Source organism: Georgenia wutianyii, assembly GCF_006349365.1.
Taxonomy (GTDB): Bacteria; Actinomycetota; Actinomycetes; order Actinomycetales; family Actinomycetaceae; genus Oceanitalea; species Oceanitalea wutianyii.
In genome coordinates this window covers 390,231-415,084 of sequence record NZ_CP040899.1, presented here as the reverse complement: position 1 = coordinate 415,084, position 24,854 = coordinate 390,231, and the positions used below count along the sequence as shown (strand labels likewise).

Annotated in this window: 23 protein-coding genes, 1 tRNA gene and 2 riboswitches; of the genes, 13 read left to right on the top strand and 11 right to left on the bottom strand. The window is 72.8% G+C overall.

The window, feature by feature from the left end; translation table 11 throughout:
- Positions 1-74 precede the first annotated feature (74 nt).
- Positions 75-731: a 5-formyltetrahydrofolate cyclo-ligase gene (locus FE251_RS01940; RefSeq protein ID WP_139071929.1), complete on the top strand. Its 657-nt coding sequence runs from the start codon at positions 75-77 to the stop codon at positions 729-731.
- 13 nt (positions 732-744) lie between these two features.
- On the opposite strand, the gene FE251_RS01935 is transcribed toward FE251_RS01940, so the two are convergent.
- A complete protein-coding gene (locus tag FE251_RS01935; protein WP_139071930.1) occupies positions 745-3,348 on the bottom strand; it encodes a penicillin acylase family protein in 2,604 nt (867 codons plus the stop codon).
- 182 nt (positions 3,349-3,530) lie between these two features.
- Between FE251_RS01935 and FE251_RS01930 the strand changes: the two genes are divergently transcribed.
- Both FE251_RS01930 and mscL read left to right on the top strand, forming a co-directional pair.
- Positions 3,531-4,187 carry an RcpC/CpaB family pilus assembly protein gene (locus FE251_RS01930; RefSeq protein ID WP_139947602.1) on the top strand — a complete coding sequence of 219 codons (657 nt, stop codon included), beginning with the start codon at positions 3,531-3,533 and terminating at the stop codon, positions 4,185-4,187.
- 144 nt (positions 4,188-4,331) lie between these two features.
- On the top strand, positions 4,332-4,736 hold the full coding sequence (gene mscL / locus FE251_RS01925; RefSeq protein ID WP_139947600.1) for a large conductance mechanosensitive channel protein MscL: 405 nt from the start codon (positions 4,332-4,334) through the stop codon (positions 4,734-4,736).
- A 3-nt stretch (positions 4,737-4,739) separates the two neighbouring features.
- Here the strand turns inward: mscL and FE251_RS01920 are convergent, their stop codons facing one another.
- From FE251_RS01920 to FE251_RS01910, 3 genes are all read right to left on the bottom strand, one after another.
- Positions 4,740-5,006, bottom strand: a complete 267-nt coding sequence (locus FE251_RS01920; protein ID WP_139947598.1) for a hypothetical protein — start codon at positions 5,004-5,006, stop codon at positions 4,740-4,742.
- The gene (locus FE251_RS15410) at positions 5,003-9,163 is read right to left on the bottom strand and encodes a DNA helicase (protein WP_168202620.1); all 4,161 of its coding nucleotides are present in this window, start codon (positions 9,161-9,163) and stop codon (positions 5,003-5,005) included. Before FE251_RS15410 ends, FE251_RS01920 begins: the two co-directional genes overlap by 4 nt.
- Before the next feature lie 243 nt (positions 9,164-9,406).
- Positions 9,407-9,967 (bottom strand): dihydrofolate reductase family protein, encoded by a 561-nt coding sequence (locus FE251_RS01910; RefSeq protein WP_139947596.1) that lies wholly within the window; start codon positions 9,965-9,967, stop codon positions 9,407-9,409.
- A 291-nt stretch (positions 9,968-10,258) separates the two neighbouring features.
- Between FE251_RS01910 and FE251_RS16055 the strand changes: the two genes are divergently transcribed.
- Positions 10,259-11,407, top strand: coding sequence for a replication initiator (locus tag FE251_RS16055; protein WP_407925278.1), 1,149 nt, complete (start codon positions 10,259-10,261; stop codon positions 11,405-11,407).
- A 339-nt stretch (positions 11,408-11,746) separates the two neighbouring features.
- Here the strand turns inward: FE251_RS16055 and FE251_RS01905 are convergent, their stop codons facing one another.
- Complete coding sequence (locus FE251_RS01905) at positions 11,747-13,141, bottom strand: ApeA N-terminal domain 1-containing protein (protein WP_139947594.1); 1,395 nt, start codon at positions 13,139-13,141, stop codon at positions 11,747-11,749.
- A gap of 164 nt (positions 13,142-13,305) precedes the next feature.
- Positions 13,306-13,674, bottom strand: coding sequence for a hypothetical protein (locus FE251_RS01900; RefSeq protein ID WP_139947592.1), 369 nt, complete (start codon positions 13,672-13,674; stop codon positions 13,306-13,308).
- A gap of 190 nt (positions 13,675-13,864) precedes the next feature.
- Here FE251_RS01900 and FE251_RS01895 point away from each other — a divergent pair, with 190 nt between their 5' ends.
- Genes FE251_RS01895 through FE251_RS01880 form a run of 4 tightly spaced genes read left to right on the top strand, consistent with a single transcriptional unit; the run spans position 13,865 to position 15,840 of the window.
- Positions 13,865-14,167, top strand: coding sequence for a hypothetical protein (locus FE251_RS01895; protein ID WP_168202619.1), 303 nt, complete (start codon positions 13,865-13,867; stop codon positions 14,165-14,167).
- The gene (locus FE251_RS01890; protein ID WP_139947588.1) at positions 14,164-14,526 is read left to right on the top strand and encodes a hypothetical protein; all 363 of its coding nucleotides are present in this window, start codon (positions 14,164-14,166) and stop codon (positions 14,524-14,526) included. Before FE251_RS01895 ends, FE251_RS01890 begins: the two co-directional genes overlap by 4 nt.
- A complete protein-coding gene (locus FE251_RS15960) occupies positions 14,456-14,746 on the top strand; it encodes a helix-turn-helix transcriptional regulator (protein WP_330998303.1) in 291 nt (96 codons plus the stop codon). The genes FE251_RS01890 and FE251_RS15960 overlap by 71 nt, the downstream gene beginning before the upstream one ends.
- Complete coding sequence (locus FE251_RS01880; protein WP_168202618.1) at positions 14,743-15,840, top strand: tyrosine-type recombinase/integrase; 1,098 nt, start codon at positions 14,743-14,745, stop codon at positions 15,838-15,840. The genes FE251_RS15960 and FE251_RS01880 overlap by 4 nt, the downstream gene beginning before the upstream one ends.
- A 13-nt stretch (positions 15,841-15,853) precedes the next feature.
- Here the strand turns inward: FE251_RS01880 and FE251_RS01875 are convergent.
- Positions 15,854-15,929 (bottom strand) — tRNA-Arg (locus tag FE251_RS01875).
- Positions 15,930-16,023: 94 nt separating this feature from the next.
- On the opposite strand from FE251_RS01875, the gene FE251_RS01870 reads away from it, so the two are divergent.
- Positions 16,024-16,443 carry an SRPBCC family protein gene (locus FE251_RS01870; protein WP_139071936.1) on the top strand — a complete coding sequence of 140 codons (420 nt, stop codon included), beginning with the start codon at positions 16,024-16,026 and terminating at the stop codon, positions 16,441-16,443.
- Between the two features lie 6 nt (positions 16,444-16,449).
- On the opposite strand, the gene FE251_RS01865 is transcribed toward FE251_RS01870, so the two are convergent.
- Positions 16,450-17,721 (bottom strand): O-succinylhomoserine sulfhydrylase, encoded by a 1,272-nt coding sequence (locus FE251_RS01865; RefSeq protein WP_139947582.1) that lies wholly within the window; start codon positions 17,719-17,721, stop codon positions 16,450-16,452.
- Between the two features lie 4 nt (positions 17,722-17,725).
- Positions 17,726-17,810: riboswitch (SAM riboswitch) on the bottom strand.
- 212 nt (positions 17,811-18,022) lie between these two features.
- Between FE251_RS01865 and FE251_RS01860 the strand changes: the two genes are divergently transcribed.
- From FE251_RS01860 to FE251_RS01845, 4 genes are read left to right on the top strand one after another with little or no spacing between them, the layout of a single operon-like run.
- Positions 18,023-18,925, top strand: a complete 903-nt coding sequence (locus FE251_RS01860; protein ID WP_139947580.1) for a hypothetical protein — start codon at positions 18,023-18,025, stop codon at positions 18,923-18,925.
- Complete coding sequence (locus tag FE251_RS01855) at positions 18,922-20,457, top strand: alpha/beta hydrolase family protein (protein WP_139071939.1); 1,536 nt, start codon at positions 18,922-18,924, stop codon at positions 20,455-20,457. The genes FE251_RS01860 and FE251_RS01855 overlap by 4 nt, the downstream gene beginning before the upstream one ends.
- Entirely contained in the window at positions 20,454-20,906 is a 453-nt protein-coding gene (locus tag FE251_RS01850; RefSeq protein WP_139947579.1) for a hypothetical protein, read from the top strand. The genes FE251_RS01855 and FE251_RS01850 overlap by 4 nt, the downstream gene beginning before the upstream one ends.
- Positions 20,907-20,921: 15 nt before the next feature.
- Positions 20,922-21,383: a WXG100 family type VII secretion target gene (locus tag FE251_RS01845; protein ID WP_139947577.1), complete on the top strand. Its 462-nt coding sequence runs from the start codon at positions 20,922-20,924 to the stop codon at positions 21,381-21,383.
- Between the two features lie 182 nt (positions 21,384-21,565).
- Here FE251_RS01845 and ddaH read toward each other — a convergent pair whose 3' ends face one another.
- The 3 genes from ddaH to FE251_RS01830 form a co-directional block, all read right to left on the bottom strand.
- Positions 21,566-22,432 carry a dimethylargininase gene (gene ddaH, locus FE251_RS01840; protein WP_407925277.1) on the bottom strand — a complete coding sequence of 289 codons (867 nt, stop codon included), beginning with the start codon at positions 22,430-22,432 and terminating at the stop codon, positions 21,566-21,568.
- A 238-nt stretch (positions 22,433-22,670) separates the two neighbouring features.
- Positions 22,671-23,606, bottom strand: coding sequence for a universal stress protein (locus FE251_RS01835; protein ID WP_139071943.1), 936 nt, complete (start codon positions 23,604-23,606; stop codon positions 22,671-22,673).
- A gap of 165 nt (positions 23,607-23,771) precedes the next feature.
- Complete coding sequence (locus FE251_RS01830; RefSeq protein WP_230976506.1) at positions 23,772-24,626, bottom strand: C40 family peptidase; 855 nt, start codon at positions 24,624-24,626, stop codon at positions 23,772-23,774.
- Positions 24,627-24,628: 2 nt separating this feature from the next.
- Positions 24,629-24,786: riboswitch (cyclic di-AMP (ydaO/yuaA leader) on the bottom strand.
- Positions 24,787-24,854 lie beyond the last annotated feature (68 nt).

The window sequence follows — 24,854 nt, the reverse complement described above, 5'->3', positions numbered from 1 at the left end:
CGCGCGGCGCCGCGCCCCGGAGAGCTCCCCGGTTGCCCGGTCCGTGCCGCGCGAGGCGTGGGAGACTGGTCGGCATGTCGACGGCGATCCGCTTTCCCAGCACCTCCGGTCTGGAGATGGAGGACGCGAAGCAGGCGATACGTGAGGCGGTCCGGGCCCACCGGGGGGCTCGGTCCGCCCGGCAGCGTGAGCAGGACGCGCACGCCTTCGCCGAGCACGGAGTCCAGGCCGTCGGGGACGCCCGGTGCGTCGCCGCCTACGTCTCGACGTACGTCGAGCCGGTGACCAGCGCCCTGCTCGACGCCCTGCACGAGCGCGGGACCCGCGTGCTGCTCCCCGTGCTCGGCCCCGGCCTGGCGCGCTGCTGGGGTGAGTACACGGGCGCGGACGACCTCGCCCACCACGCCCCGGGCCGCCCGCTCGAGCCCACCGGGGAGGTCCTGGAGCCGGAGTCCCTGGCCCAGGCCGACGTCGTCATCGCGCCCGCGCTCGCCGTGGACCGGTACGGGATCCGGCTCGGCCAGGGCGGCGGCTGGTACGACCGCGCGCTGCAGCACCGCCGTCCCGGCGTCCCGGTCTTCGCGATGGTCCACGAGGCCGAGCTCGTCGACGACGGGCCGCTGCCGCGCGCCGACCACGACCTCCCGGTCGACGCCGTCATCACCGAGGAGCGGTGGTTCCTCCTGGACGGCTCCCCGTTCGCCGTCAAGGACGCGGCCCCGAGCTCCTGACGGTCCGGCCCGCTCAGCCCGGCGCGCGCAGCGTGCGGGTGACGGTCGTCGCCTCGTCGACCGCAGCCCGGGTGAAGGGCCAGGGGAAGGTCTCCCCTGCCGCCCACGCGGCCATCTGGTCGTCGTAGAACTCCGAGGCCGGGTGGCCGGAGACGCCGGTGAAGTTCACCCACACCGACTGGTCGAGGTCCCCGAGCTCGACGGCCATGCGCATCGAGGGGATCGAGGTGACGCCGTAGTCGCGGCGGCCGTCGACGTCGGCCGAGGCGTCCCACCCGGTGGCGTTGACGATGCTCGAGCCGCCGCCGACGCCGACTGCGGACGGGTTGGCGAACCAGCGGACGGGCGCGGGCACGTCGGCCCCGAGGACGGCGTGGCGGGGGGCGACGACGTGCAGCCGTGACCACTGCCAGTCGCCGGGGTCCTTGCCCAGGGTCTGGGTCAGCTCGTTGCGGGCCGCGGTGAGCGCCTGGAGGAGGATCTCGTCGCGGCTCTCGACGAGGTTGACCGTGCGGCGGTCGTCCCACCACGGGCTGGTCGGGTCGTCGAGGAGCTGGTCGACCACGGTGAGCCACCGGCTGCCTCCCTCGGGCGCGAGCGCCTCGGGGAGGTCGTCGGCGAAGGTGAGGTCCAGGAGGTTGGCCCACACCGCCGCGAAGTAGGCCGCGGCGGCGGAGTCGTCGCCCTGCTGGTAGTCCGCCTGCTCCCAGTCCGCGAGCAGGCTCACCGCCTCGCCGACGAAGGGGTCCTCCACGGGGACCTCGAGCAGCGCGGGGACGAGCAGGGCGGCGTAGGGGCTCGCCTCGTCGTTCATCGCCGCGTTGGCCCACTCGGCGTCGATCGGCGTGCCCTCGGCGATCGCGCCGGTGATGAGCTCGCGCAGCCGCTGGGAGCGGTAGCCGTAGTCCCAGTCCTCGGTGAGGAAGGGGCCCACGCCGGCGGGCTGGACGGCCTGGTTGGCCGCGACGATGAAGCCCTCCTCGGGGTTGAGCGCGCGCGGCATGTCCTCGGCCGGCACGTACCCGGCCCAGTCGTAGCGACCGTCCCAGCCGGGGCGGGGCCAGGTGCCGTCGGAGGGGACCGGTCCGTCCTCGACGTGCTGGCGGACCGGGATGCGGCCCGGCGCCTGGTAGCCGATGTCCCCGCTCGTCGTCGCGAAGACGATGTTCTGCGCGGGCACGTCGAACAGGGCGGCGGCCGCGGCGATCTGCTCGGCGTTCGTCGCGCGGTTGAGCGCGAAGATCGCGTCGGCCGAGCGGCCGGGGGTCAGCGCCGTCCACGACAGCGCGACGGCGTACCCGCCGAAGCCCGGGGAGGGCGAGCCGTCCGGCACGGGGGCGTTGTTCGCGGCCGCCGTGTCGGGCAGGATCCCCGAGACGATCGGCCCGTGGGCGGTCGCGGCGACGCTGAGCGAGAGGTCGCTGCCGCCGTTGACGCGGATGGTCTCGGTGCGCCGGGTGAGCGGCACCCGCTCCCCACCGCGCAGGTAGGTGCCGTCGTCGTAGACGCGCTCGAGGAAGAAGTCCATGACGTCGGGGCCGAGGTTGGTCAGCCCCCACGCGAGCTCGGCGTTGTGGCCGATGATGACGCCTGGCATGCCGGCGAAGTCGAAGCCTGCGACGTCGAAGGTGCACAGCGTCGTGACCTCGCGGCAGTGCAGCCCGACCTGGTGCCAGATGCCGGGGGCACTGACGGCGAGGTGCGGGTCGTTGGCGAGCACCGGGCTGCCCGAGGCGGTGTGCGCGCCGGAGACCGCGAAGGAGTTCGAGCCGATGCCGTCCCCCTCGCCGAGCAGACGGGGCGTGGCCTGGAGGGCGGCGTAGGCGGCGTCGACCGCCTCGACGGCGCCGGCGGGGACCTCCTCCCACGAGGCGTCCTCGACGGTCGGGGTCGCCACGGCGTCCGCCGGCGGCAGGATCGGCAGGTTCTGCTCCCCGGGGTAGGCGGGGTAGAGCTCCTCGACCCGGGCGACGTCGCCGCCGAGGGCGCGCACGGCGGTGGCGCGGCCGAGCTCCTGGTCGTAGTTCCCGCCGAGGTCCCACGCCATGGCCTTGAGCCAGGCGAGGGAGTCCACCGGCGTCCACGGCTCGATCTCGCGCAGCTCGGTCACCAGGCCGAGCACGGTGTACTCCACGCCGAGCTGGCTCGCCTCGCGGGTGTCGAGGTAGGCGTTGACGCCCTCGGCGTAGGCGTCGTACAGGGCCCTGGTCTCGTCGCTGAGGAGGTCCCACTCCTGCTCGGCGACGCGGCGCCAGCCGAGGGTGCGGATGACCTGGTCCGCCGCGAGCGCGGCGTCGTTCTCCCCGACGAGCTCGGAGACGCGCCCGGCGGTCACGTGGCGGCGGTAGTCCATCTCGAAGAAGCGGTCCTGCGCGTGGACGTAGCCCTGGGCGCGCATGAGGTCGGCGTCGGTGTCCGCGTAGATGTGCGGGACGCCGCGCTCGTCGCGTAGCACCTCGACGTCGGTGGACAGGATCCGCAGGGTCGAGTCGCCCGAGTACTCGGGCAGGGGACGACGCGTGAGCACCGTTGCGAGCGCCACCCCTGCGACGAGGACGACGACGAGCACGGCGGCGACGACGATCGCCAGACGTTGGATGAGGTTGGAGCCACGCACGAGTCCGAGGGTAACCGCATCGGCCGACGCCCGAGAGGCCTGCGGTGCTCCCCGGTGTGGCGGCGCGCCGGCTCGCCCGCGCCCCGGCGGGACCTGTCCCCAACGGGCACCGGCGGGTCCCGCGTCCACAGTCGAGGAGCCCGGCGGGGCGGCGGTCACGCGCGGTCCCTACCGTCGCCGCCATGGCTCCCGTCCCCCCGTCCCGGCGGCGCACCGCCCGCCTGCGCCGCCTGCTGTGGCGCTGGCGCCACGCCCTGCTCGTCGCGGCCCTCGCCACCGGCGCCTGGACGGTAGTCGGGGAGCTGCGTCCCGCTCCCCCACCCACCCTCGAGGTGCTCGTCCTCACCCGCGACGTGGCGGCGGGCACCGCGCTCTCCGAGGGCGACGTGCGGACCGCCGCGCTCCCGCGCGACCTCGTGTCGCCGGGGATGCTGCGTGCCCCACCGCAGGTCGCCGGGGAGCGGATGGCCGTCGCCCTGCCCGCGGGGTTCCCGCTCGCCGCGCAGGTGCTCGTCGGTCCGGGGCTCGCCGACGGCGTCGCCGCGGGCGAGGTCGTCGTGCCGGTGCGGGTCGCCGACGCCGCGGCGGCGCGCACCCTGCGCCCGGGCGACCGGGTGGACCTGCTCGCCGCGACCGCCGACGCGACGTCGAGCGAGGGAGCGGCCCGGGTCGTCGCGGCGGGGGCGCTCGTCCTCGCGCGGGACGACGGGGCCGCCGGCGGGCTGCTCGGCGGGCAGGAGGACTCGCCGCTGCTGTTCGTCGCGCTGCCCCGCGCGGCGGCCCCCGCGGTCGTCGGCGCGAGCGCCTGGGCGCCGCTGCGCGTCGTCCTGCCGGGCTGACGGACGACCTGCCTCGCCCGTGGTGGGCGATGCGGGGACCGATCCGCCCGAATGACCGTTCGGCCGCTGCGACCCCGCCCAGGCCCGCGCTACGCTGCCGAGGCCCGGGGTGCCACGGCCCCAATCCGAGAGGAAGCGCGGACCATGCTCAAGGGTTTCAAAGAGTTCATCATGCGCGGCAACGTCGTCGACCTCGCCGTCGCGGTCGTCATCGGGGGCGCCTTCGCAGCGATCGTCAACACGGTCGTCTCCGCGATCATCACCCCGGTGCTCAATGCCACGGGTGGCGCGGAGACCTCCGGCCTCGGCTTCTTCATCCTCTCCGACCGCCCCGACACCTACGTCAACCTGTCGGAGATCATCAACGCCGTCATCGTCTTCCTCATCACGGCGGCGGTCGTCTACCTCATCTTCGTCGTGCCGATGAACAAGTACCAGGAGCGGCGCAAGCGCGGCCAGGAGCCCGAGCCCGAGGCCCCGGACGAGAACATCATCCTGCTCCAGGAGATCCGCGACCTGCTCAAGACGCAGGGCACCACCCGGCCCTGACCGCTACTGCCAGTGCGGCGGCTTGTCGCGCAGGAAGCGGGCGTCGTCCGAGCCCTCGGGCCGGTCCCCCCACGCCTCGTCGGTGTCCTCACGCGCCCGCGTGGGCAGCACCGGTGTCGACGGCGGCTCGGGAGCCGCCGCGGGTGCCTGCGGGCGGCGCACCTGCCTGGGCTGCACGGCCGGCCCTCCGGCAGGCGTGAGGTCCCCCTCCTCGCTCGCCCCGAGGCGGGTCGGCGGGGCGACGACCCGCCGGTGCCGTCCGCGGGTCATCGCCGGGCGGCGACGGTGCGCAGCACCGTGTCGACCTCGACGCCCCGCCGGGTGAGCCCGAGCTCCTCGCGCAGGGCGGCCATCATCGCCTCGTCATCACGGGGCACGCCGTCGGAGTCGATCCACGCGGCGAGGTCGTCGAGCTCGTCGTCGGAGTAGGCGCCGATCGGCAGCCCGGGCGTGACCTCCGGGCGGGTCCCCCGCTCACGCGGGAGGTCCTCGGCACCGGACTCGGACTCGGACTCGGACTCGGACCCGACGGCGGCGTACCCGTCGTCGGCGTCGTCGTCCTCGAGGTCGGTCGGGGGCGCGACCCGGGCGCCGACGGGCTCGGTGGCCCGCCGCCGGGCATCAACGACGTCGAGGACGGTCGCGAGGATCGTCTCGGCCTCCCCCTGCGGGTCGGCGAAGACGGCGGTGGAGAACGCCATGTGCACGCGCCACCCGCGCGAGACGAGGCGCTGGACCCAGTGCCGCTCACGGCGGCGCAGGTTCGGCTCGGCGATGTAGGCGGGATCGTCGGTGAGCACGGCGAGGAGCAGCTCACCGGGCAGCTCGGGGTGGCCGATCGCCAGCGGGATGCGGACCCCGCCCTCGACGCCGTACTGCGGGACCACGGTCAGCCCGAGGCGCCACAGCCGCTCGGCGAGGTCGAGGAGCAGCGGGTCGGGGGCGACGTCCTGCGCCGCGGTCGCGCCGCCGTGGGGCTGCGCGACCCAGTCGATGAGGTCGGCGAGCAGGAGCGGGCCGGACTGGTGGAGCCGGTCCCGGTCGATGTCCCCCGGGCCGAGGCACGAGACGAGGACGAGGTTCTCCCGGACGGCGTCGAGCGCGTCGATGAGGCAGGCCTTGCCGTCCGGCTCGCTCACGGCGCCGAAGCTGTGCAGGACCCGCCCGTGCGGGGTCTTCGCGTAGCCGATGGTGAGCACGACGGTGTCGCGCCGCAGACCTCCCGCGCCGTCGGCGTCGACGACGACGAACGGCTCGTCCTTGTCGGCCGCGAAGAACTCGGCGACCGCGGCGCTGCCGGCGACGGCCGAGATCACGGCCTCACGCACCCGGTCGGCGTGGCGTGCGTTGAGCGCGACGACGGCGAGGGACCGGTCGGGGGTGGTGAGCGCGTGCTCGATGACGAGGTCGACGACGCGCTCGACCTCCGCCTGGACGCTCTCGACGGCGTCGGCACCCGGCGCCGGCATGCCGAAGCCCTCGACCCGCTCGAAGCGGACCCGGCCGGCCGCGGGCGGCGCGGGGACCGGGGCGATGACGTCCTCGTAGCCGTGCCCGGCGAGGAAGCCGGCGATCGACTCCTCACGGTCGGCGCGGTCGGTGGGCAGGGTGAGCGCGGGAAGCAGCGGGGCGAGCTCCCCGACCAGCCCGTCCCCGCCGCGACGGGAGTCCCCCACGAGCACGACCTGGCGGCCGCGGGTGATCGCGCCGACGGCCTGCTCGGTCGGCAGGTGGTGGACGCCGTCGAGGACGACGAGGTCGACGCAGCGCGCCGGCGGCAGCAGCTGCGGCACGAGGACCGGCGGCACGACCCAGCCGGGCCGGATCGCGCCGATGAGCTCGGGGTGGCGGGCGTTGAGTCGGCGCAGGTCGGCGGCCCGCCCGGCGGCGAGCTCGGCCTCGAGCTGCGCGGCCTCCTCACGCCGGTCGCGCACGAGGCCCTGGAGGCGACGCACGACGGCGCGACGGACCGGGGTCGTCAGGGTGTCGACGTGCTCGGCGTCCAGGCGGCGGAAGCGCTCGGCGAGCGCGACGAGCGCCGGCCCGTCGTACCCGGCGAGCGCCGGGTCGGTGCGCAGGATCTCCTCCAGGACGGAGGTCCACCAGGCGAGGTCGAGCTCGGCGCCGGCCAGCCCGGCCGCCACCCGGCGCTCGGTGAGGTCGGTGACGAGCTCGGTGAGTCCCAGACGCTCGAGGTCGGCGAGGACCGCGGTGCGCTCGGGCATGAGGCGGACCGCCTCGCTGTCACCGGCGAGCGCGTCGATGAACCGAGCGAGGTCCTCGAGCGGGAGGTCGAGGAGGTCGGGCTTGCCGGCACCCGTCCCGACGACGCCCTGGAGGGCGAGCACGTCGGCCTCGACGGCGCGGGCGTGCTCGGTCATCGCGGACAGCCCCTCGGGCAGCGCGGGCCACCCGCCCCCGGGACAGTGCCGGCGCCAGACCTCGCGCTGCTCCTGGACGTGGACGAGCTCGGCGTGCAGGTCGGGGACCGGGCGCCCGGGCCGCAGGAGGTCCTTGGCCTGCTTGCGCATCCGGCGCCGCACCCGGCGCGGCATGCTCACGCCGTGCTGCTTGCGCCACGCCCGGCTCGCGGTCGCCACGACCATGTCGGCCGCGGAGCGCTCGAAGACCTGCGGGACGAAGACGTCGAGGGCCGAGCGGACGCCGTCGAGCATCTCGAGCTGCTCGAGCCAGCCGCGCAGGGTGGCGGCCTGCACCACGCCCGTCTCGTGGGTGGTGCGCCCGACCTCGGCGAGCAGCCGGGGCATCTCGAGGCCGGAGAGCCGCTGGGTGCGCTCGAGCGCGGCGCGCGCCTCCTCGGCGCTGGTGAGCCGCGCCCCGAACCACGGGGTGTCGTGCGGGCGCAGGTCGAAGGCGCCGAGGCTCGCGGCCCGCACGAGCCGCTCGCGGGCGTGCGCCCGCTGCTCCCCGACCAGGTCTCGGACGGTCGCGGAGGGGAGCCGGACCTCGGTACGCGGGGCGGGCCGGGCGGCGGTGAGCGCGGCGAGGGCCTGGAGCGCCGCGTGGGCCGAGCAGCCCCACGGCTCACGCACGGTGTGCAGGGCACTGACGTAGCCGGCGAGCCGCTCGCGGACGGTGACGAGCTCGGCCCGCACGGCGCGGACCGTCTCGACCTGCCCCTTCGGGTCGGTGGCCCGCAGGCCCGTGCGCAGCTCCTCCGGGGCGCTGGTCCGCCAGCCGGAGTCGGTGGACAGGTCCAGGACGAGGTCGCGCAGCCCGAGCCGCTCGAGCTCGCCGAGGAGCGCGCGGCCCACGCGCCGGGAGCCGGGCACGTAGAGCACCCGGCGTCCGGAGGCGACGGCGTCGGCGAGGACGGCGGCGAGGGTCGCGGGCACGTCGGCGCCGGGGGGCGCGTCGATGAACAGGTCGGTCCCGGCGGCGACGGCGTCGACGACCCGCTGCTGGTCGGGGTCGAGGTCCCCGACACCGCGCTCGGCCTGCGGCGGACGGTCGGGCCCGACCCGGTCGGGCAGCGGACGGTCGAGGGCGGCGCGGGCGCCCTCGTCGCCGGCGAGGGCGGCGACGACGTCGTGCTGGACGAGGTCGTCGTGCATCGCCTCGAGGTCGTCGACGAGCACCTGCCCGGGGTGGACGAAGGGCCCGATGAGGACGCGCTCCTCGAGGGTGAAGTCAGGCAGGTGCTCCTCCCCGAGGAGGCCCAGACGGGCGAGCGCGGCCCGCGGGGAGAAGCCGTCCTCGGTGAGCGTGCCGGCGGTGACGGCCTGGACGTCGACGCTCACGCCACGCGCCCGCAACGCCCGCACGAGCACGGAGTTGACGTCCACCGCCTGCTCGAGCTCGAGGTCGAGGTCGGCCACCTGCCCGCCGCGCGGGGTCAGCCGCACCGGCCGCAGGAGCACGGGGGCACGCACGGTCCGGGGGGAGTCGGAGGCGGGCCGGTCAGCAGCCGCGTCCTCGGCGGCGTCGGCGTCCTCGGCGTCCTCGGGGACGCCGGCGGGCGGCGGGAGCTCGGTCCAGGTCGCGATCCCGGCCGCGAGGTAGGTGGGCGCGACGCCGTAGCGCTGGGCGAGCTCGTCGGTGCGCGCGACGACGGTGCGGGCCGAGCGGCGCGCGGCGACGAGCGCCCCGCCCTCGCGCACGAGGTTGGACAGCCGGGTCGTGCGCCCGGAGTAGAGCTGGGCGATGCCGGAGGGGTGGGCCGCGGTGAGGTCGATGACCGCCGCTCCGAGCAGGCTGACGTCGGACAGCGCGCTCGCGCCGCTCAGCCCGACGAGACGGTCGCGCCACTCCTGGGCCGCGTCGTCGACGGCGCGGGCGCGGGTGGTGCGTGCGTCACCGCCCTCGGCCGGGTCGGCGTCGTCGCGCCGGGCGAGGCCGGCGAGTCCTGGTGCCCCGGGGCGGCGTGACGCCGCAGGGGGGCGGGCGGAGATCGCTGAAGGGGCCATTCACCCACGCTAACCAGGGCGACGCGCGGGACCGGGGCGACCCGCCGCGCGGTTGCCGAGTTATCGGCTCAGGGTATGGGATAGGGCGTGACGCACACGGGGGGCAGGCGTCACGCCCTACAAGAAGAAATATTGGCCCAACTTTCGTCGGAGCGCAAGCGCCTCGACCCTGTACGTCCGCATGATTGTGTGTGACCTTCGTCACGTGGCGACAAATCGGGCGCAGACTGGCCTGCCGCCGCCTCAGCGCAGCGCCCGGTAGCGGTGGTGGACCACCTTGGAGCCGAACGTCCGGACCTCGGCGAGCTCGAGGCGCACGAAGCGCTCGTGCTGCGGGAAGTACGGCGTCCCCCCGCCGAGGAGGACGGGGTAGACCACGGCGCGGTACTCGTCGATGAGGTCCTCGGCGGACGCGGCGAGCGCGGCCCCGCCGATGGCGATGTCCCCCTCCCCCGGCTCGGCGCGCAGGCGGGCGACCTCCTCGGCGACCGTCCCCGTGGCCAGCCGGGTGTTGCTGCCCTCCACGGCGGTGAGGGTGCGGGAGAAGACGACCTTCGGCAGCGCCTTCCACAGCCGGGCCCACTCGCGCTCCGCGTCGTCGAGCTCCTGGTCCTCCTCGGCGGTCTCCCAGTAGAGCATCACCTCGTAGAGCCGCCGGCCCAGGAGGTGGACCCCGACCTGCCGGATCTCCTCCAGGTGGAAGGCGAAGATCTCCGCGTCGGGCGCCGCCCAGTCGAAGCGGCCGTCCGGCCCGACGACGTAGCCGTCCGCGGACATTCCCATCGAGTACGTCACGGTGCGCATGCGGTCCTCCTCGGTGCGGGTGCTGGTGCAGACCCGGGAGGAGCGCCGGACTCAGCGGCCCGCCGGCCGGACGTCGTCGACGGCGACCACGCACGGCACGACGCATCCCCTCCTGGAGGGTACGTCCGCGCCTGGTGCCCTCGGGCAGATTCGAACTGCCGACACCCGCTTTAGGAGAGCGCCCCAGGGTCGACGCCTTAGCGTTCTGCCGGTACTGCCGGGGACTCATAGTGCACGGGTTGCACCGGCGGACACCGGCGGGGCACATCGGGGGCACACGGATGTGGCGCGATGATCGACGATCTCTCCGCGAGCGAACGCCTCGCGCTGGCCGTCCGCGAGGAGCGCCGCTGCGCCCGGCCAGTAACCGTACAGATGCCAGACGGCACCGAGCAGCAGGTGCGCTGTGGAAGCAGACTCCGAGACCAATGCGTCTCGTGCTCGAAGCTAGTAGTCGGGGACTGGGCCGCCATCCTACGATCCGGCGTCTTCGCGGCACCGGGTGCTTCTGTGTTCTACATGGTCACCTTGACCGCACCCTCGTTCGGCCGCGTCCATCGAGTTCCACGAACGAGCGGCTCGCCGAATCGGCGGTGCTCATGCGGGGTAGTGCACCAATCAGATGTGGACTCCCACCTCCGAGGCGTACCCGTCGATTTGGACGGTTACGACTACGACGGAACCGTCCGATGGAACAGGGACTCGAGCCGCCTCTGGGACCGAACACGGTCTCGACTCCGCGTGCTGATGCCTCGCATGCAGTTCGCGTCCGTCCGTGAGTGGCAAGCTCGCGGCGCCTTGCACCATCACGTGCTTATTCGAGTCCCAGCGTCTGAGGCGGCTCCGCGCGAAAAGCTGCGAGGCGTTCTCGCGTCTGTGGTAGCGACAGGTTACGAAGGAACGCGAGTCCGTTGGGGCAACCAAGTGGACGTGCGGCGGCTGACGCCCGACGGTGATGCCGCTAAGGCGATTTGGTACGTCACCAAGGCACTGAGCTACCTCGGAAAAGCCGTCGCTGATGGATCGGCTGCGAACGTGCCTTGGCAGCTGACAGCTCGGCTATCCCGAGCGGCAAGCCTGATGCCCTGCCCGACATGTCTCAGCCGTAGTCGCGGCCGCGGGACATCAGAGGCTCGCCCCGGTTGCCCGCTGCCTGCGCACAGACGCCAGGGAGCAGCGTCCGCCGTCGTAACGGTCTCTCGACCCACCACAGACGCGGAGACCGGCGAGACCTCACCCGGCTGGAGCCTCACTGGTCTGACCCGTACGGCTCAGCGAGCGGCGAGAGCGGCGTGGGCACTCCGGCAGAGATTCACCGCGCTACCAGTGGAAACGACCAGCATCGCTACCCTCGCCACGACCTCGGAGAGCATCGGCAACTCGATCTCCACCTGGCAGGCGTTGCAGCCGCCGCGAACTGGCCCTCCCGCCTTGCCCTAGTTGGACTTCTACCCCACGCCCGAGGTGCCATCCTGCCGACAGGCGCGACAAAGCCATGACCAGCGAAGCGGTTATGGCATCGTCCGACGTCGTCAGGTGGCAGTTCGGGATGCCCCCTCATAGCCGATCGTCAACGAACTGGTCAGGGGCGTCCCACCGGGGGCGTTGGGTCGCGGGTGACAACGGAGCCCGCGACCCAACCCCCCGGTGAGGCGCACGCCGGGGGTGCGCAGCACCCCCGGCCTTGATTCTGTATAGAGAAATTCGAAAACTCATGAAGATTTCGGCCACTTGACTGGCGCCCGATGGGAACCGCCCCCTGCCGTTCGCCGCCAAGGGTCAAAAGGCCTCCCACTCACCACTTTCGAGGGTGCGGAGGTGATTGGCCTCGAATGCCTGGGTGATGTGCCAGAGCGCACCGCTTGAGCGATGCGGTTCGATCAAGTGGTCCGAACCGGTCAAGCGCAACGCCAACAACCGGACGACCCACTTGTTCACTAGTCCGATGAGGTAACTCTGGCGAGGATCAGGAAAGTCGCCCCTATCTTCATGCTTAAGCTCGTTGTAGTTGTCCGCCATGGCCTGCGCTAGCCCTCTGAGGCTCATCACATAGTCACCCCATGGCAGGTCTAGCACTTTGAGACAACGGTACGAATAGGTAGCAGTCGTCTCCTTTCCCCGTGAGCTATACGTCCCTTCCTCACCATCACACTTCCCAATCTTTCGACCAGCCGCCTCGATGGCGGTCGACGTCGACATCACAACTTCCTCGATGAGCGCCCCGCGCCGAGCTAGCGAGTTCACTGCAGGAAGAATGAACCGCTTCCACTCGTCATACACTTCCGCCCAGCGTGTCAGGCCACCCACACCAATCGCGGGCAGTAGCGCAAGAGGCCGTGCCAAGTCCTCCCGAGTCGGCGGCTCCGAAGCCGCCTCACCAAGGGTGCGTGCTGAGACCAACTCCACGTAAGGGATGTCATAGATCTCTCCACTCAGGAGCCGCGCAGGAAACCGCTCGTCGCGCACCTTGTGCTGACGGAAGCTCATTGACCTGCCGTAGATAAACACCATTAGATTGGCGATCTTGCGCTGCTCTACGAGGTGGTCACGGAATGGCCGGGGGGAGGCGAATGTCGTCTCCAGCGTTACATCGTCTGCGATAAGGAGCGCACGCTCGTCCCCCACACCGGGGTTGTCGGTCCTCCAGTGAGCCTGCAGCGCCATCTCGGCATCCCCCTGGCGCCAAACTACGCCGTCGCCCGTTTCAGCGACCACCGTCAACCGATACACGCGGCTCTCCGCATCAACTGCCCTATCGGTCGTCACGGCGGTGACTTGGGACCAGCCGTTTAGACCGTCCAAGCGACTCCGGACCGTTTCGACCTCCAGGGGATCCGAAACGGGACCATCGCGGCCAGCGAGTACTGCCTCAGTCGCCCGCACCATCAGGATCGATGCACCCTCGCTCGGCAGATTTTCTCCGGCATATCGGAGGTCGAACAATGAGACCTTCGCGCCTGGAACGAGGAGCTGCAGACTCTGAGGCACGCCCGTCCTGCGCCAGCCATCGACGTGCTCAAAGCCAGACACACTCCTCGCATCGAGGAATGGAATATCGAGGTCGATTCCAGACGCTGACACCGCCAGCGTTGCGGCCACAAAGGGCGTCTCTGGGGCCCCATCAACGATCAGCGCAGCGACCGGATGTCCCGCCCTCAGACTTTCAAGTGACATGCGATCACGCTAGACCGCACGACTACCCGTTGTCTTCGACTTACGACGCGACACCCCGCATCCCGTGCCCAGAAAGAGAGTCGCCTGATAGAGCGAGCCTGCCCCTACGGGGAGACCTGACCCGAGCCACCGACCCGCATCGAGAGGTCCTGCTCTTTGGCGTTCTACTTGCGGCGACGCCCATCGGGCAACATTGCGGGCCCCAGCTCGCCTTCAGGCCCCTCCAAGATGGGCTCGCGACTCCATTTTTGAACCGTAGTGAACGCAACACCCGCCGCTTCGGCCAGCCCTCGCCTAGATGCGGTCTCGCGCGTAAGCGCCTCGTCAGCAAGGACGCGGACCGTCCACTGAAGCCAGCGCTGCGCCTGCTGCAACTGTTCGAGCGTCTTGACGGTGTAAGCACCCGGAGCGTGCTCGTACACCTCAGGCGGCATAGACGCTGCACGCCCTAGCGCGGTTTCGACTTCGTTGAGGCCGAGCTTCAGGACGTCCGGCGCGCCACCTAGGACGGACCACTGCTGATAGTTCGTCATCTAGGCAGGGTAGCACCCTGCTTGACCAGGCAATGATGTCCATGCCACACTGCGATCACCTACATACATGTGCCGCGGATGTCAGCGCAGCACCCTACGTCTCCCCTCGGGGAGAAGAAGCGAGAGAACCTTGGAGAACACCAGGTTGACGACGGCCCTGCCCGTGGCTACGGACGCGAAGGCGTGGCCGGTGCTCACCATCGGACTCGGGGAGACGCCCCGCCTCCGTGAGGGGAAGTTGACCCCGGACGGCCGCCCGACGTACGCGAGCGGCACCATCCTGATGACGCTGCGTGGTGGCGAGGTCAAGGCGGACAAGACGGCGTCTGTCCACGTGGTCGAGCCCGCCGAGGCCGGGTACGAGCTGGGGCAGAAGTACGCCGCCCAGGGCCGCGTCTGGGTCATGCCGTACGAGAACAACTCGCGAGTCGCGCTCTCCATCACGGTCGAGCGCCTCGTCGCGGTCTCCGCGCACAGGGAGTCGCAGTCGTGACCACGGACGAGAAGCTGACGCAGCTGGTCGGCGAGCTGCTGCACGCGCACTCCCGGGAGGTGTGGTTCAGGGTGCTCGCCCCCCAGCCGCTCAGCCAGCGAGAGTGGAAGGCGATGAAGGACCCGAGCATGGGGCTCACGGTGGATGAGTACAACACGGCACGGTTTGAGGCTCACGGCCACGCCTCTCGGCAGGCCGGGGGTGACTTCGCTGTCGCAAGGAGCGCTATCCACCGTCTCGTCCGAGAGCTCGAGATGGAGGTGGAGTCCCTCCGAACCGCACTGCACCATGAACACCAGGTCATCAGGGGACTCGAACAGAGCCGCCAGGCACTCCTCGAGAAGCTCGGCGATGAGTGACCGACTCCTGACCACGCGGGAGGTGGCCGCCTACCTCCAGGTGTCGGCGGCCACCCTCTGCCGGCTCCGTCAGACCGGCGAAGGGCCGCCTGTCATCTGGGTCACTGCGCGGACCCCTCGCTACTCCGAGACCCAGGTGCGCGCATGGGTTTCGCAGTCGTCGGTCTCAGCCGCCTCCCACTCCCCCGCAAGCAGCCTTCATCTCGGAGAAGCAGCGTGAGCATCCGCAAGACGTCGTCAGGCCGATGGCGCGCGGTCGTCAAGAACGGGCGAAACTATGTCGCCGGGCGGACCTTTGATCGAAAGGCTGACGCCGAGGCATGGGAGCGCCGCCAGCGGGCGGCACTCGACGGGCTCGTTGACCCGCGAGCAGGCCGCGTGCTCGTTCGCCAAGCTCTGGACGAGTGGCTCGACCACCGGCGAGGTCGTGTCGCTCAGTCAACATGGGCTCGCGACGCATCGGTGACTTCGAGGCTGCCTGCGGCCCTTCTCCAGCGGCAGGTCGGCTCCGTCAAACCGACCGACATAGAGCGGGTCTTGTCTCGTGTCATCGGCGCGACCGCGACGGTTGAGCGCACACGCATCACCCTCGCAGCCTTCTGGACCTGGTGCGTGCGGGAAGGGCTCGTTCTGGCGTCTCCAGTCGCCGGGGTCAAAGTCTCGCGCTCGGTTGGGGCACCACCTCGCGAGATGCGCCCCTGGACGTGGACCGAGCTGGACCTGGTCACCGAGCAGATGCAAAAGGTCGATGCCGCGATGGCCGATGTGGTGCGCATCCTCGCCTGGACGGGGCTTCGCTGGGGTGAAGCTCGCGCCCTCCGCGTCGACGCGGTCGTGGGAGGAGACATGCCGGTGCTTCGAATCTCGCGGTCCCATAGCGAGGGCTACGCAGAGAAGGTCACAAAGGGCAAGGCCAACAGATCTGTACCGATACCGATGCGGGTTTGGCCGCTCGTGCGCGAGATGGCCGACGGACGTCCTGGCGGTGACTACCTCTTCACTACGGGCCGAGGCGCCCAGCTCCACAAGAGCAACTTCCGCCGTGCCTTGAAGTGGAGCCTCTACGCACCTGGCCACACCATCCACGATCTTCGGCATACGGCGGCTACCGAGTGGCTGCGGGCGGGTGTCGATCTCCGAACTGTCCAGGCATGGCTCGGTCACGAGAGCATCAGCGCGACGCAGGTCTACGTCCACTACCTCGGGACGGCCGCCGACCGAGCGGGATTCGCGCTGGTTAACGCCTTCGGGGGCACGCCGGGGGCACCCGAGGCGCCGACCCGAGACGACACAACGACCGTAAGGCCGCGCTGATGTGCAGTTGTACTGGTGCCCTCGGGCAGATTCGAACTGCCGACACCCGCTTTAGGAGAGCGGTGCTCTATCCCCTGAGCTACGAGGGCGGGGCACGGGCTAGCCTACCCGCGCCCGGGCGCGGGCACGTCATGCGGGCACCACCCCGGGCTGCGGACGCCCGCGCCCACTACAGTCCCGGCCATGGCCTCGCGCGTGCTCGACGTCCCGCCCGACCGCGCGTTCCGGCTCGTCGCCACGCTCGGCCGGCACGACCGGTGGATCCCGCTCACCCACGTCGCGGCGCCCCCGGGCCCGGCCCGGACCGGCGACGTCGTCCTCGCGCGCACCGCGGGGGTGTTCGTCGACCGGATGCAGGTCGCGCGCGCCGACCCACCCCACGAGCTCGTCCTGCGCAAGCTCGGGCCCGTGCTCCTGGGGACCTCGACGATCACCGTGTCCCCCGCCGCGGGCGGCCGGTCACGCGTGACGTGGACCTACGACGCCCACCTGCGTGGCCCCGTGCCCGCCCCCGGCGTGCTCAACCCCGTGCTCGAGGCGATGGCGGCCGTGGCGATGTGGCGGATGGCCCGCTGGGTGCGGCGCACCCGGCCGGCCGGCTGACCCGCCTCAGGCCGCCGGCCGGCGCACGGCGCGCACCGCGGCGAGCGCCTGGTCGAGGTCGGCGCGCAGGTCGGCGACCTCCTCCAGCCCCACCGACAGCCGCACGGTCGCGTCGCTGATCCCCACCCGGGCACGCCCGTCGGGACCGAGCCGCCGGTGCGTCGTCGTCGCCGGGTGGGTGACCAGCGACTTCGTGTCCCCGAGGTTGTTGGAGATGAGCACGAGTCGCAGGGCGTCGAGGAACGCGAACGCCTCGGCCCGGCCCGCCGGACGGCCGTCGACGACGAGGTCGAACGTCACCACCGTGCCGCCGCCGCTCATCTGGGCGCGGGCGAGCGCCGCCTGCGGGTGGGAGTCGAGGAAGGGGTAGTGGACGCGGCCGATGCCGGGCCGGGTCTCCAGCCACCGGGCGAGCTCGAGGGCCGCGGCGCTCTGCGCGCGCACCCGCAGCGGCAGCGTCTCCAGGCCCTTGAGCAGCACCCACGCGTTGAACGGGCTGAGCGTGGGCCCGGTGTTGCGCAGCACGAGCCGCAGCGGCCCGTGGACGAACTCGCGGCTGCCGAGCACCGCGCCCCCCATCGTCCGACCCTGCCCGTCGATGTGCTTGGTCGCCGAGTAGACGACGACGTCGGCGCCCTGGGGCAGCACCCGCTGGAGCACCGGGGTGGCCAGGACGTTGTCGACGACGACCGTCGCTCCCGCGGCGTGGGCGAGCGCGCTCACCGCGGCGACGTCGACGACGTCCTGCATCGGATTGGACGGTGTCTCGAAGAAGACGACGTCGGCCGGCGTGGCCAGGGCCCGCCGCCAGTCGGCGAGGTCGTGGGCGTCGACGTAGTCGGTGACCACGCCCCAGCGGGCGAGGAGGTCCTCGAAGACCGTCACGGTCGAGCCGAACAGGGCGCGGCCGGCGACGATGCGCGACCCGCTGCGCACGAGGGCGGCGAGGGTGGAGAAGACCGCGGACATGCCCGAGGCGGTCGCCAGGCACGCCTCGGCCCCCTCCAGTGCGCGCAGCCGCTCCTCGAACGTCGAGACCGTCGGGTTCTCGTAGCGCGCGTAGGTGAACCGGTCGAGGGTGCCTTCGAAGGCCGCCTCGGCGTCCGCGGCGCCGTCGTAGACGAAGCCCTGGGTGAGGAACAGCGCCTCCGAGGTCTCCTGGAAGCCGGTGCGCGCGTGCCCGGCGTGGACGGCGCGCGTCGCCGGTCCCCAGGCCGGGTCGGGGTCCGGGTAGCCGCCGGGGCCGGGACAGGCGGGGCGGGCGGGGTCGGTGGCCATGGCTCCTCCATCGTTCCTGGCGGGAGCACCCGTGGACCGGGTTGCTGCAGCGTCGTCGAGCCAGGTCTCTCGGCTGCTCTGGATGGGTCGACCCGATGCTAGCCAGAGGGCCGGGGCGGGCGCGGGCGGCCACCTGGCCGGTCCCACCAGGTGGACCGAGAAGGGCGACAGCCCGGCCTCCGTGGGACGGGGTGGCGCGCGGCATGGGCAGTTCTCCCCATGGTCAGGGCCGCACCCCCGAGGCGAGGATGACCGCGGGGGCACCGGCGCCCCGTGCGGCCCGGTGAGAAAGGTGGTCGCCATGTCTGCACAGACCGTCCAGCGCGCTCGGCGCCAGGCGCACAGCAAGGTTGCGCGCTTCCGGCTCGACGTCGCGGAGTGGACCGTGCTGCGCTCCGCGCTGCTCTCCCACGCCCCCGGCGCCGGCACGCCGGCCGGGTTCGAGCCCGAGTCCTTCGGCCTGGACCCCGACACCCCGCTCACCGACGAGCAGCGGGCGCGCGCCTGGGCAGGCCTCCAGCTGCGCGGCCTGGCCAGCCACGTCCCGGCGGAGGACACCGTCACCGCCCTCACCCCGCCGTGCGTCCTCGGCATGCTCCAGCTCCTGGAGTCCGAGGTGCGGGTCGACGTCGCCTCCTGGGCCGGTGACGTCGTCGTCAACCAGGCCGTCGCGTGGAGCGCCGGCCGCACGGCAGCCCTGTCCCGCCGCCGCCGGCAGGCGGGGGTCACCGGCGGTGAGGCGGTGCTCGAGCAGGAGCCCGTCGTCGAGGTCTCGCTCTCCGCGGCCGGTGGCCTGCTCAACGAGGTCGTGCGGGCGCTGCCCGGCCCGACCGCCTCCTTCGGCCCCGAGCACCGCTCGCCCGTGCGCGTGGGCTGGCCCCAGTCGGCCGCGATCGCCCGGGCGATGCGTTCCGGGCGGCAGGACGTCGCCGCCCACCTCGCGGGCCTGCCGACCTCCGCCCTGTCGGTCCTCGGCTCGCTGGCCGGCGACGTCACCGGCGGCGCCTCGGTGAGCGCGGTCCGGCTGCGCGGCGCCGAGGCGCTCGCCTTCCGCGGGGTGTGGCTGTGGACCGAGGCCGACGTCGTGGAGCTCGTCGACGCCAGCTCCCACGCGGTGACCCTGCGCCGCTCGGACCTCGGCCAGGTCCGCCAGGAGCTGCTCTCCGCCCTCACCGGTCTGCTCCACGCCGAGGAGGTCCTGTGACGGAGTCCCTCACGGTCGGTGGGGGCGCGACCGGGGTTCTCGCGCGCGTCGCCGACATGCGGGCCACCGCCGACGTCCTGGACACCAAGGGCGACGTCGCCCGCAGCCTCGCCACGCAGGTCGCCGAGGTCGCGGTGCACGACGCCGTGCTCGGGTCCCAGGTCCTCTCACCGGTCACCGGAGCGCGGGTCCTCGGGGAGGTCGCCCAGGCCCAGCTCCCGCCCGAGGGGCTCATCTGGGTCGCACTGGAGTACGAGGCCGCTGCCGTCTTCCTGCGCGGCGCCGCGACCGCCTACGAGGAGACCGACGCCGCACTCGCCCGGCTCGCCGAGCTGCGCGACACCGCCACCGGGGTCGTGCTCGTCAACGCCGGGCTGCTCGGCGCCGGCGGGATCGCCCTCACCTCCCTCCTTCTCGACGTGCTGCCCGACCCGATGGCCGACGCCCTCACGCCCGATGCCTTCGCGGCCTGGATCGACGAGGTGGGCGAGGACCCGGCGGGCGCCGTCCTCGCGGAGCTGTACGACCACCCGTGGGCCACGGACTCGATCATCTCCGGGTTGCCGTGGGTGCTGGGCACCCAGGTCCCGCTCGTCCTCGGTGCGCTGACGCCGTGGACGTTCACGTCCGTCCCGCTCACCTACGAGCAGGTGGTCGCCGCGGTCATCGCCGGCGGCGGCCTGCTGGGGCTGCTGGCCGACGGCACGCCCGTCGTCACCCCCGAGCCGCACGACCCCCGCTACCCCACGCCCGAGTCCTGGCAGGCGGCGCTGGACGCGACGGCCGCCGACAGCCTCTCGGCCCTCTTCGACAACATCTCCGGCCTGGGCGACGGCGCGACCTCCGAGGTGCGCGTCACCGCCGTGCCCGACGGCGCGGGCGGCCACACGTGGATCGTGGAGATCCCCGGCACCCAGGACTGGGCCGCGGAGTCCGGGTCCAACCCCTCGAACCTCGCGACGAACCTCCACCTCATGGCCGGCTCGCACGCCACGGCGATGGAGCAGGGCGTCCTCGAGGCGCTCGCCCAGGCCCGGGCCGAGCTCGCGGCGAGCACGGGTGTCCCGCTCTCCGAGCTCGCCGCCCAGCCGGTCACCCTCGCGGGACACAGCCAGGGCGGGATCGTCGCGGCCTCGCTCGCGGCCGACCCGGGCAACGGCCTCAACGTCACGACCGTCGTCACCGGCGGGTCCCCCGTGGCGAACATGGCCGTGCCCGACTCCGTCACCGTCATCAGCCTCGAGCACGCCCAGGACCCGGTCCACCACCTCGACGGCAACCCCAACCCGGCAGGCCCGAACTGGACGACCGTCGTGCGCGACGTCGACGGGCACAGCCACGTGACGGCGGGCGACCCGTTCTCCGCCCACCACGGCTCGCTCTACGCCGAGACCGGCGCGCTGGTCGACGAGCAGGCCGCCCACGACCCCGCCCTGCAGCTCGCGCTCGGCCCGCTGCAGGAGCAGTTCTCCCACGTGCGCGGCGGCGAGGCGCACGTGTTCCAGTTCGACATCGCGCAGGAGCACCGGTGAGGCGGGTGGCGGGCTGCGCCGTCGTCGCCCTCGTCCTGCTCGCGACCGCGTGCGGCGGCGGGGGCGGCGGGGCTGCGCCGTCGTCGTCCCCCACGCCCGACCTCGACGCCGAGACCGCGCGGATGAGCTCGGAGCTCACCGGCATCGAGGGCGTGACGAGCGCCGACGTCCGGCTGCGTGCCGACGTGAGCTCGGGCCGGCAGGTCACGGTGGACGCCGCCACCGACGCCACGACGCCCGGTGAGCAGCGGGCGGTGCTCGAGGCGGTGACCGAGGCCGGGTGGCACACGACCGCGTTCGTGCCCACGGAGGTGCGGGCCACGCTCGTCGGGCCCGACGGCACGACCCTCGACGCCCGCGACCTCGGCTTCCCGCGCCGCGGCGCCGACGCCGCCGGGCTCTACGCGATGTTCGGCGCCCCGGCCGCCGACGAGGACTGGCAGCCGTGACCTGGGAGGGACGCCGTGGGACTCGGTGAGGCACCGGAGGAGCTGCGCGCGCTCGCGGCCCGGATGGACGACGTCGTGGCCCAGGTGCGTGACCTCGGAGCCGACCTCGTGGGACTGCGCGAGCAGATCGGCTGGCAGTCCCTCGCCGCCGAGGAGTACCGCGAGTCGCTGCTCGAGCGCGCCGAGGTCACCGGCCGCAGCGCCGACCGGGTCGAGGACGTCGCGGCCGCGCTGCGCGCGCACGCCGACGGCGTGGAGGACACGCTCGCCGCGATCGAGTCGGCGCGCACCTTCCTGCTCTCGGCGTTCGACGACGCCCGGTCGGTGCTCTCGGACCTGTGGAACGGCGTCATCGACGCGGTGACGCCCGGGGTGGAGCGGGCCCAGGAGGTGGTCGACCTCGTCACCGGCGCCCCGAGCGCCGACATCGACCTCGAGTGGATCGACCGCGCCCGCCGCGCCGGCTGGCCCGCCTGACCGGCTCCCACTCCCCCCGCGATCTCTCCCTCCCCCCTCCCCCGCCTCTCCCCCCTCCCCCGCGAAAGCCGACTTCCGCACGAGAGCCGACTTCCGCACGAGAGCCGACTTCCGTGCCCGAACACACGTCCGCCGGGAGCCGACGCGCAGAGTGCTCGGCTCCCGGCGGACGGGACGATCGGTCAGACGGCCTGGGGCACCGCCACAGGAGCGCTGGGGACCTCTGCGGCATCCACGGCCGCCCGCAGCTCGAGCGTGCAGCACTTCGCACCGCCACCGCCCTTGAGCAGCTCGGAGGTGTCGATCCCGATGGGCTCGAACCCGCGCTCGGCCAGCGCCGCGGCGAGGTGCGTCGCGCGCGGGTTGTGGATGACGTGGCGCCCGTCGCTCACGCCGTTGAGTCCGAGCACGACGGCGTCGTCCTCGGTCGCGATGACGGCGTCGGGGAAGAGGCGCTCGAGGACCCGCCGGCTCCCGTCGCTGAACGCGGCCGGGTAGTAGGCGATCTCGGTGTCGGAGAGCACCATGAGCGCGGTGTCGAGGTGGTAGAACCGCGGGTCGACGAGGGTGAGGGAGATGACCGGCTTGCCGATGACCTCCTGCAGCTCCTTGTGCGCGGCCGTCGAGGTGCGGAAGCCGGTGCCCGCGAGCACGAGGTCACCGACGGTGAGGATGTCGCCCTCGCCCTCGTTCGTCTCCGCGGCCGTGTGGACGCGGTACCCACGCTCGGCGAACCACTCCGCGTACGCCGGCCCCTCGGCCATGCGCTCCGGGTAGGTGAACTTCGCGGTGTAGACGACGCCGTCGCTCACGAGCGCGCCGTTCGCGGCGTAGACCATGTCGGGCAGGCCCTCGAGCGGGTCGATGAGCTCGATCCGGTGACCCAGCCGCACGTACGTGTCGTACAGCTCCTGCCACTGGGCGACCGCCTTCGCGGTGTCGGTCGGCACCGAGGGGTGCATCCAGGGGTTGATCTCGTAGCTGACGGTGAAGTACGTCGGACGGCACATGAGGAAGTGCCGGGGGGTGGCTTGGCGGGGTGGCCGCACGTCAGACCCTTTCGTCGCTCTTGGGGTGCCCGCCAGGGTAGGCACCGGGGCACCCACCCGCGCAATGCAGCGCCCGTGGAGTGCGACGAACTCCACTGTGGCGTGGAACTCCGCTGTCGCGCGAAAGTCGGCTCTCGGACGGAACTCCGCTGTCGCGCGGAACTCCGCTGTCGGGCGGAAGTCGGCTGTCGCGGGCGGGCGGGGCGGGCGGGCGGGGCGTCAGCGGCGGCAGCGGGGGTCAGCGGCGGCGCCAGGGGACGTCGGTGGGGCTGCGGTTCTCCTCGTGGACGGAGCGGGCGGGCACCACCATGACGGGGCACACCGCGTGGTGCAGCACCGCCTGGCTGGTCGAGCCCATGAGCAGGCCCGCGAACCCGCCGCGCCCGCGCGAGCCGACGACGACGAGGTCGACGGCGGTGGAGAACTCGGCGAGCAGCGCGGCGCCGTTGCCGTCCAGCGCGTGCTGGCTCACCCGCACGTCACGACCGGCGACGGCCTGCTCGACGGCGACGCCGAGGCCGACCTTGACGTCGGCGAGGACGTCGTCACGGTCGACGGCTGCCGGCAGCCAGGCGAGCGAGCCCGCCCCGCCGCCGATCGGCACCGCGGCGACGGCGGTGAGGTGCGCCCCCCACAGGGCCGCCTCGTCCACGGCACGACGCAGCGCGATCGTCGCGGACTCCGAGCCGTCCACCCCGACGACCATCCGGCGCAACGGCGTGAAGGGCGGGCGACCCTCCTCGACGCGCGGGACGACGACCGTGGGGCAGTGCGCGTGCGCGGGCAGGGAGGAGGAGACGGTACCGAGCAGGCGGTCGGCGAAGCCGCCACCGCCGCGGGTGCCGACGACGGCGAGCCTCACCTGGCGCGACAGGTCGACGAGCACGCCCGTCGGGTCTCCCAGCTCGAGGGCGGAGCTCACCTCGAGACCACCGCCGCTCACGCGGGCGACGGCGTCGTCGAGGACTGCCTGCGCCCCGGCCTGGATGGCGGAGTCGTCGACGGCGGCGAACCCGCCGTCGAGCGAGGCGACGGTGAACGCCGGCACCGCGTAGGCGCACACGACGTGCAGCCGCCAGCCGAGCCTGCGCGCCTCGGCGGCGGCCCACTCGAGCGCTGCGTTGCTGGTCTCGGAACCGTCGACTCCAACGATGACGACGTCGTCTCGAGGCATCTGGCCGCCCTCCAGGGTCGGGACTGTTGCTGCCCCCATTGTGCTCCGTCCAGGCGCCGGCGGCGGTTCGAACGTCCTACGCCGCGCCGGGTACCCGGACGGGGACGGGACGAGGGAGGGGCCCGGACCTCATGGTCCGGGCCCCTCCCTTGTCCGGGTCGGCTGTCAGGCGACCCGGATGAACGTCGGGGTGCCGCGGCCGACGTCGGAGATCGGGCCGGCCTGGAGCGGCTTGGAGGGGTTGCGGGCGGCGATGTGCTGGCCGTCGCCCAGGTAGATGCCGACGTGGCCCGGCCACCACACGAGGTCACCGGGGCGAGCCTCGGCGGCGGACACGACGGTGCCGGCGCTGGCCTGCGCGCCGGAGCTGCGCGGGATGTTGATGCCGACCTGCTGGAAGACGTACCAGGTGAACCCGGAGCAGTCGAAGCCGGCCGGGCTGGAGCCGCCGTAGACGTACGGGGTGCCGACGTAGCGGAAGGCGATGTCGACGATGGCGTTGCCGGAGACCGACTGCGCGGGGGCAGGGGCCGGGGTGGCGGCCTCGGCCTGGGCGGCCGGGGCACTGGCGGTGGACCGCGAGGCGGTCTCGGTGGACCGGGCGGCGGCCACGGCCTGGGCCTCGGCGGCAGCCGCGGCCGCGCGCTCCGCCTCGGCGGCGGCGACGTGCTCCGCGACCGGGTCGGACTGCTCGGCGACCGTGGTCTTGGGCGGGGTGGCCTGGACCGTGAGGTCGGCGACGGCGTACTCGACGTCGGCGGGGACCGAGACGGTCGGGCTGACGGTGAGGGCGGTCCGCGCCTGGCTCGACAGGGCAGAGACGTCGACCTGCGGCAGGGCGGAGCCCTCCGGAGCAGCGACGGCGGTGCTGGCGGCCATGGTGAGGGCGAGACCCGAGGATGCTGCGACGAGCATCCCCCGACGCGCCGCCGTGCCGGTGACGGCCTGGCCGAACGCGGTGAAGGGCGTGGTGGGACGGCAGGCCGCGCGATGGCGCGCCCCGGTGCTGATGACGGTCACGTACTGCCTCTCCAATGTTGCCGACGAGGTGAGCTGTCGGGTTCGGGTGGGAGATCACCCGGCCCGTCCTGACGGACGGGCTTCACCCCTAGGGGCCGGCCTGGGCCGACCTCCACTACCTGGTTCCCCCGCCCCTGCCGACGGTCGATCTTGAGGGACCCCGGGCGGCGGCAGGGTTGGGCTCCGCCTGAGGGTTCGTCACCGGAGGGATGAGACGAACGAGTGGGA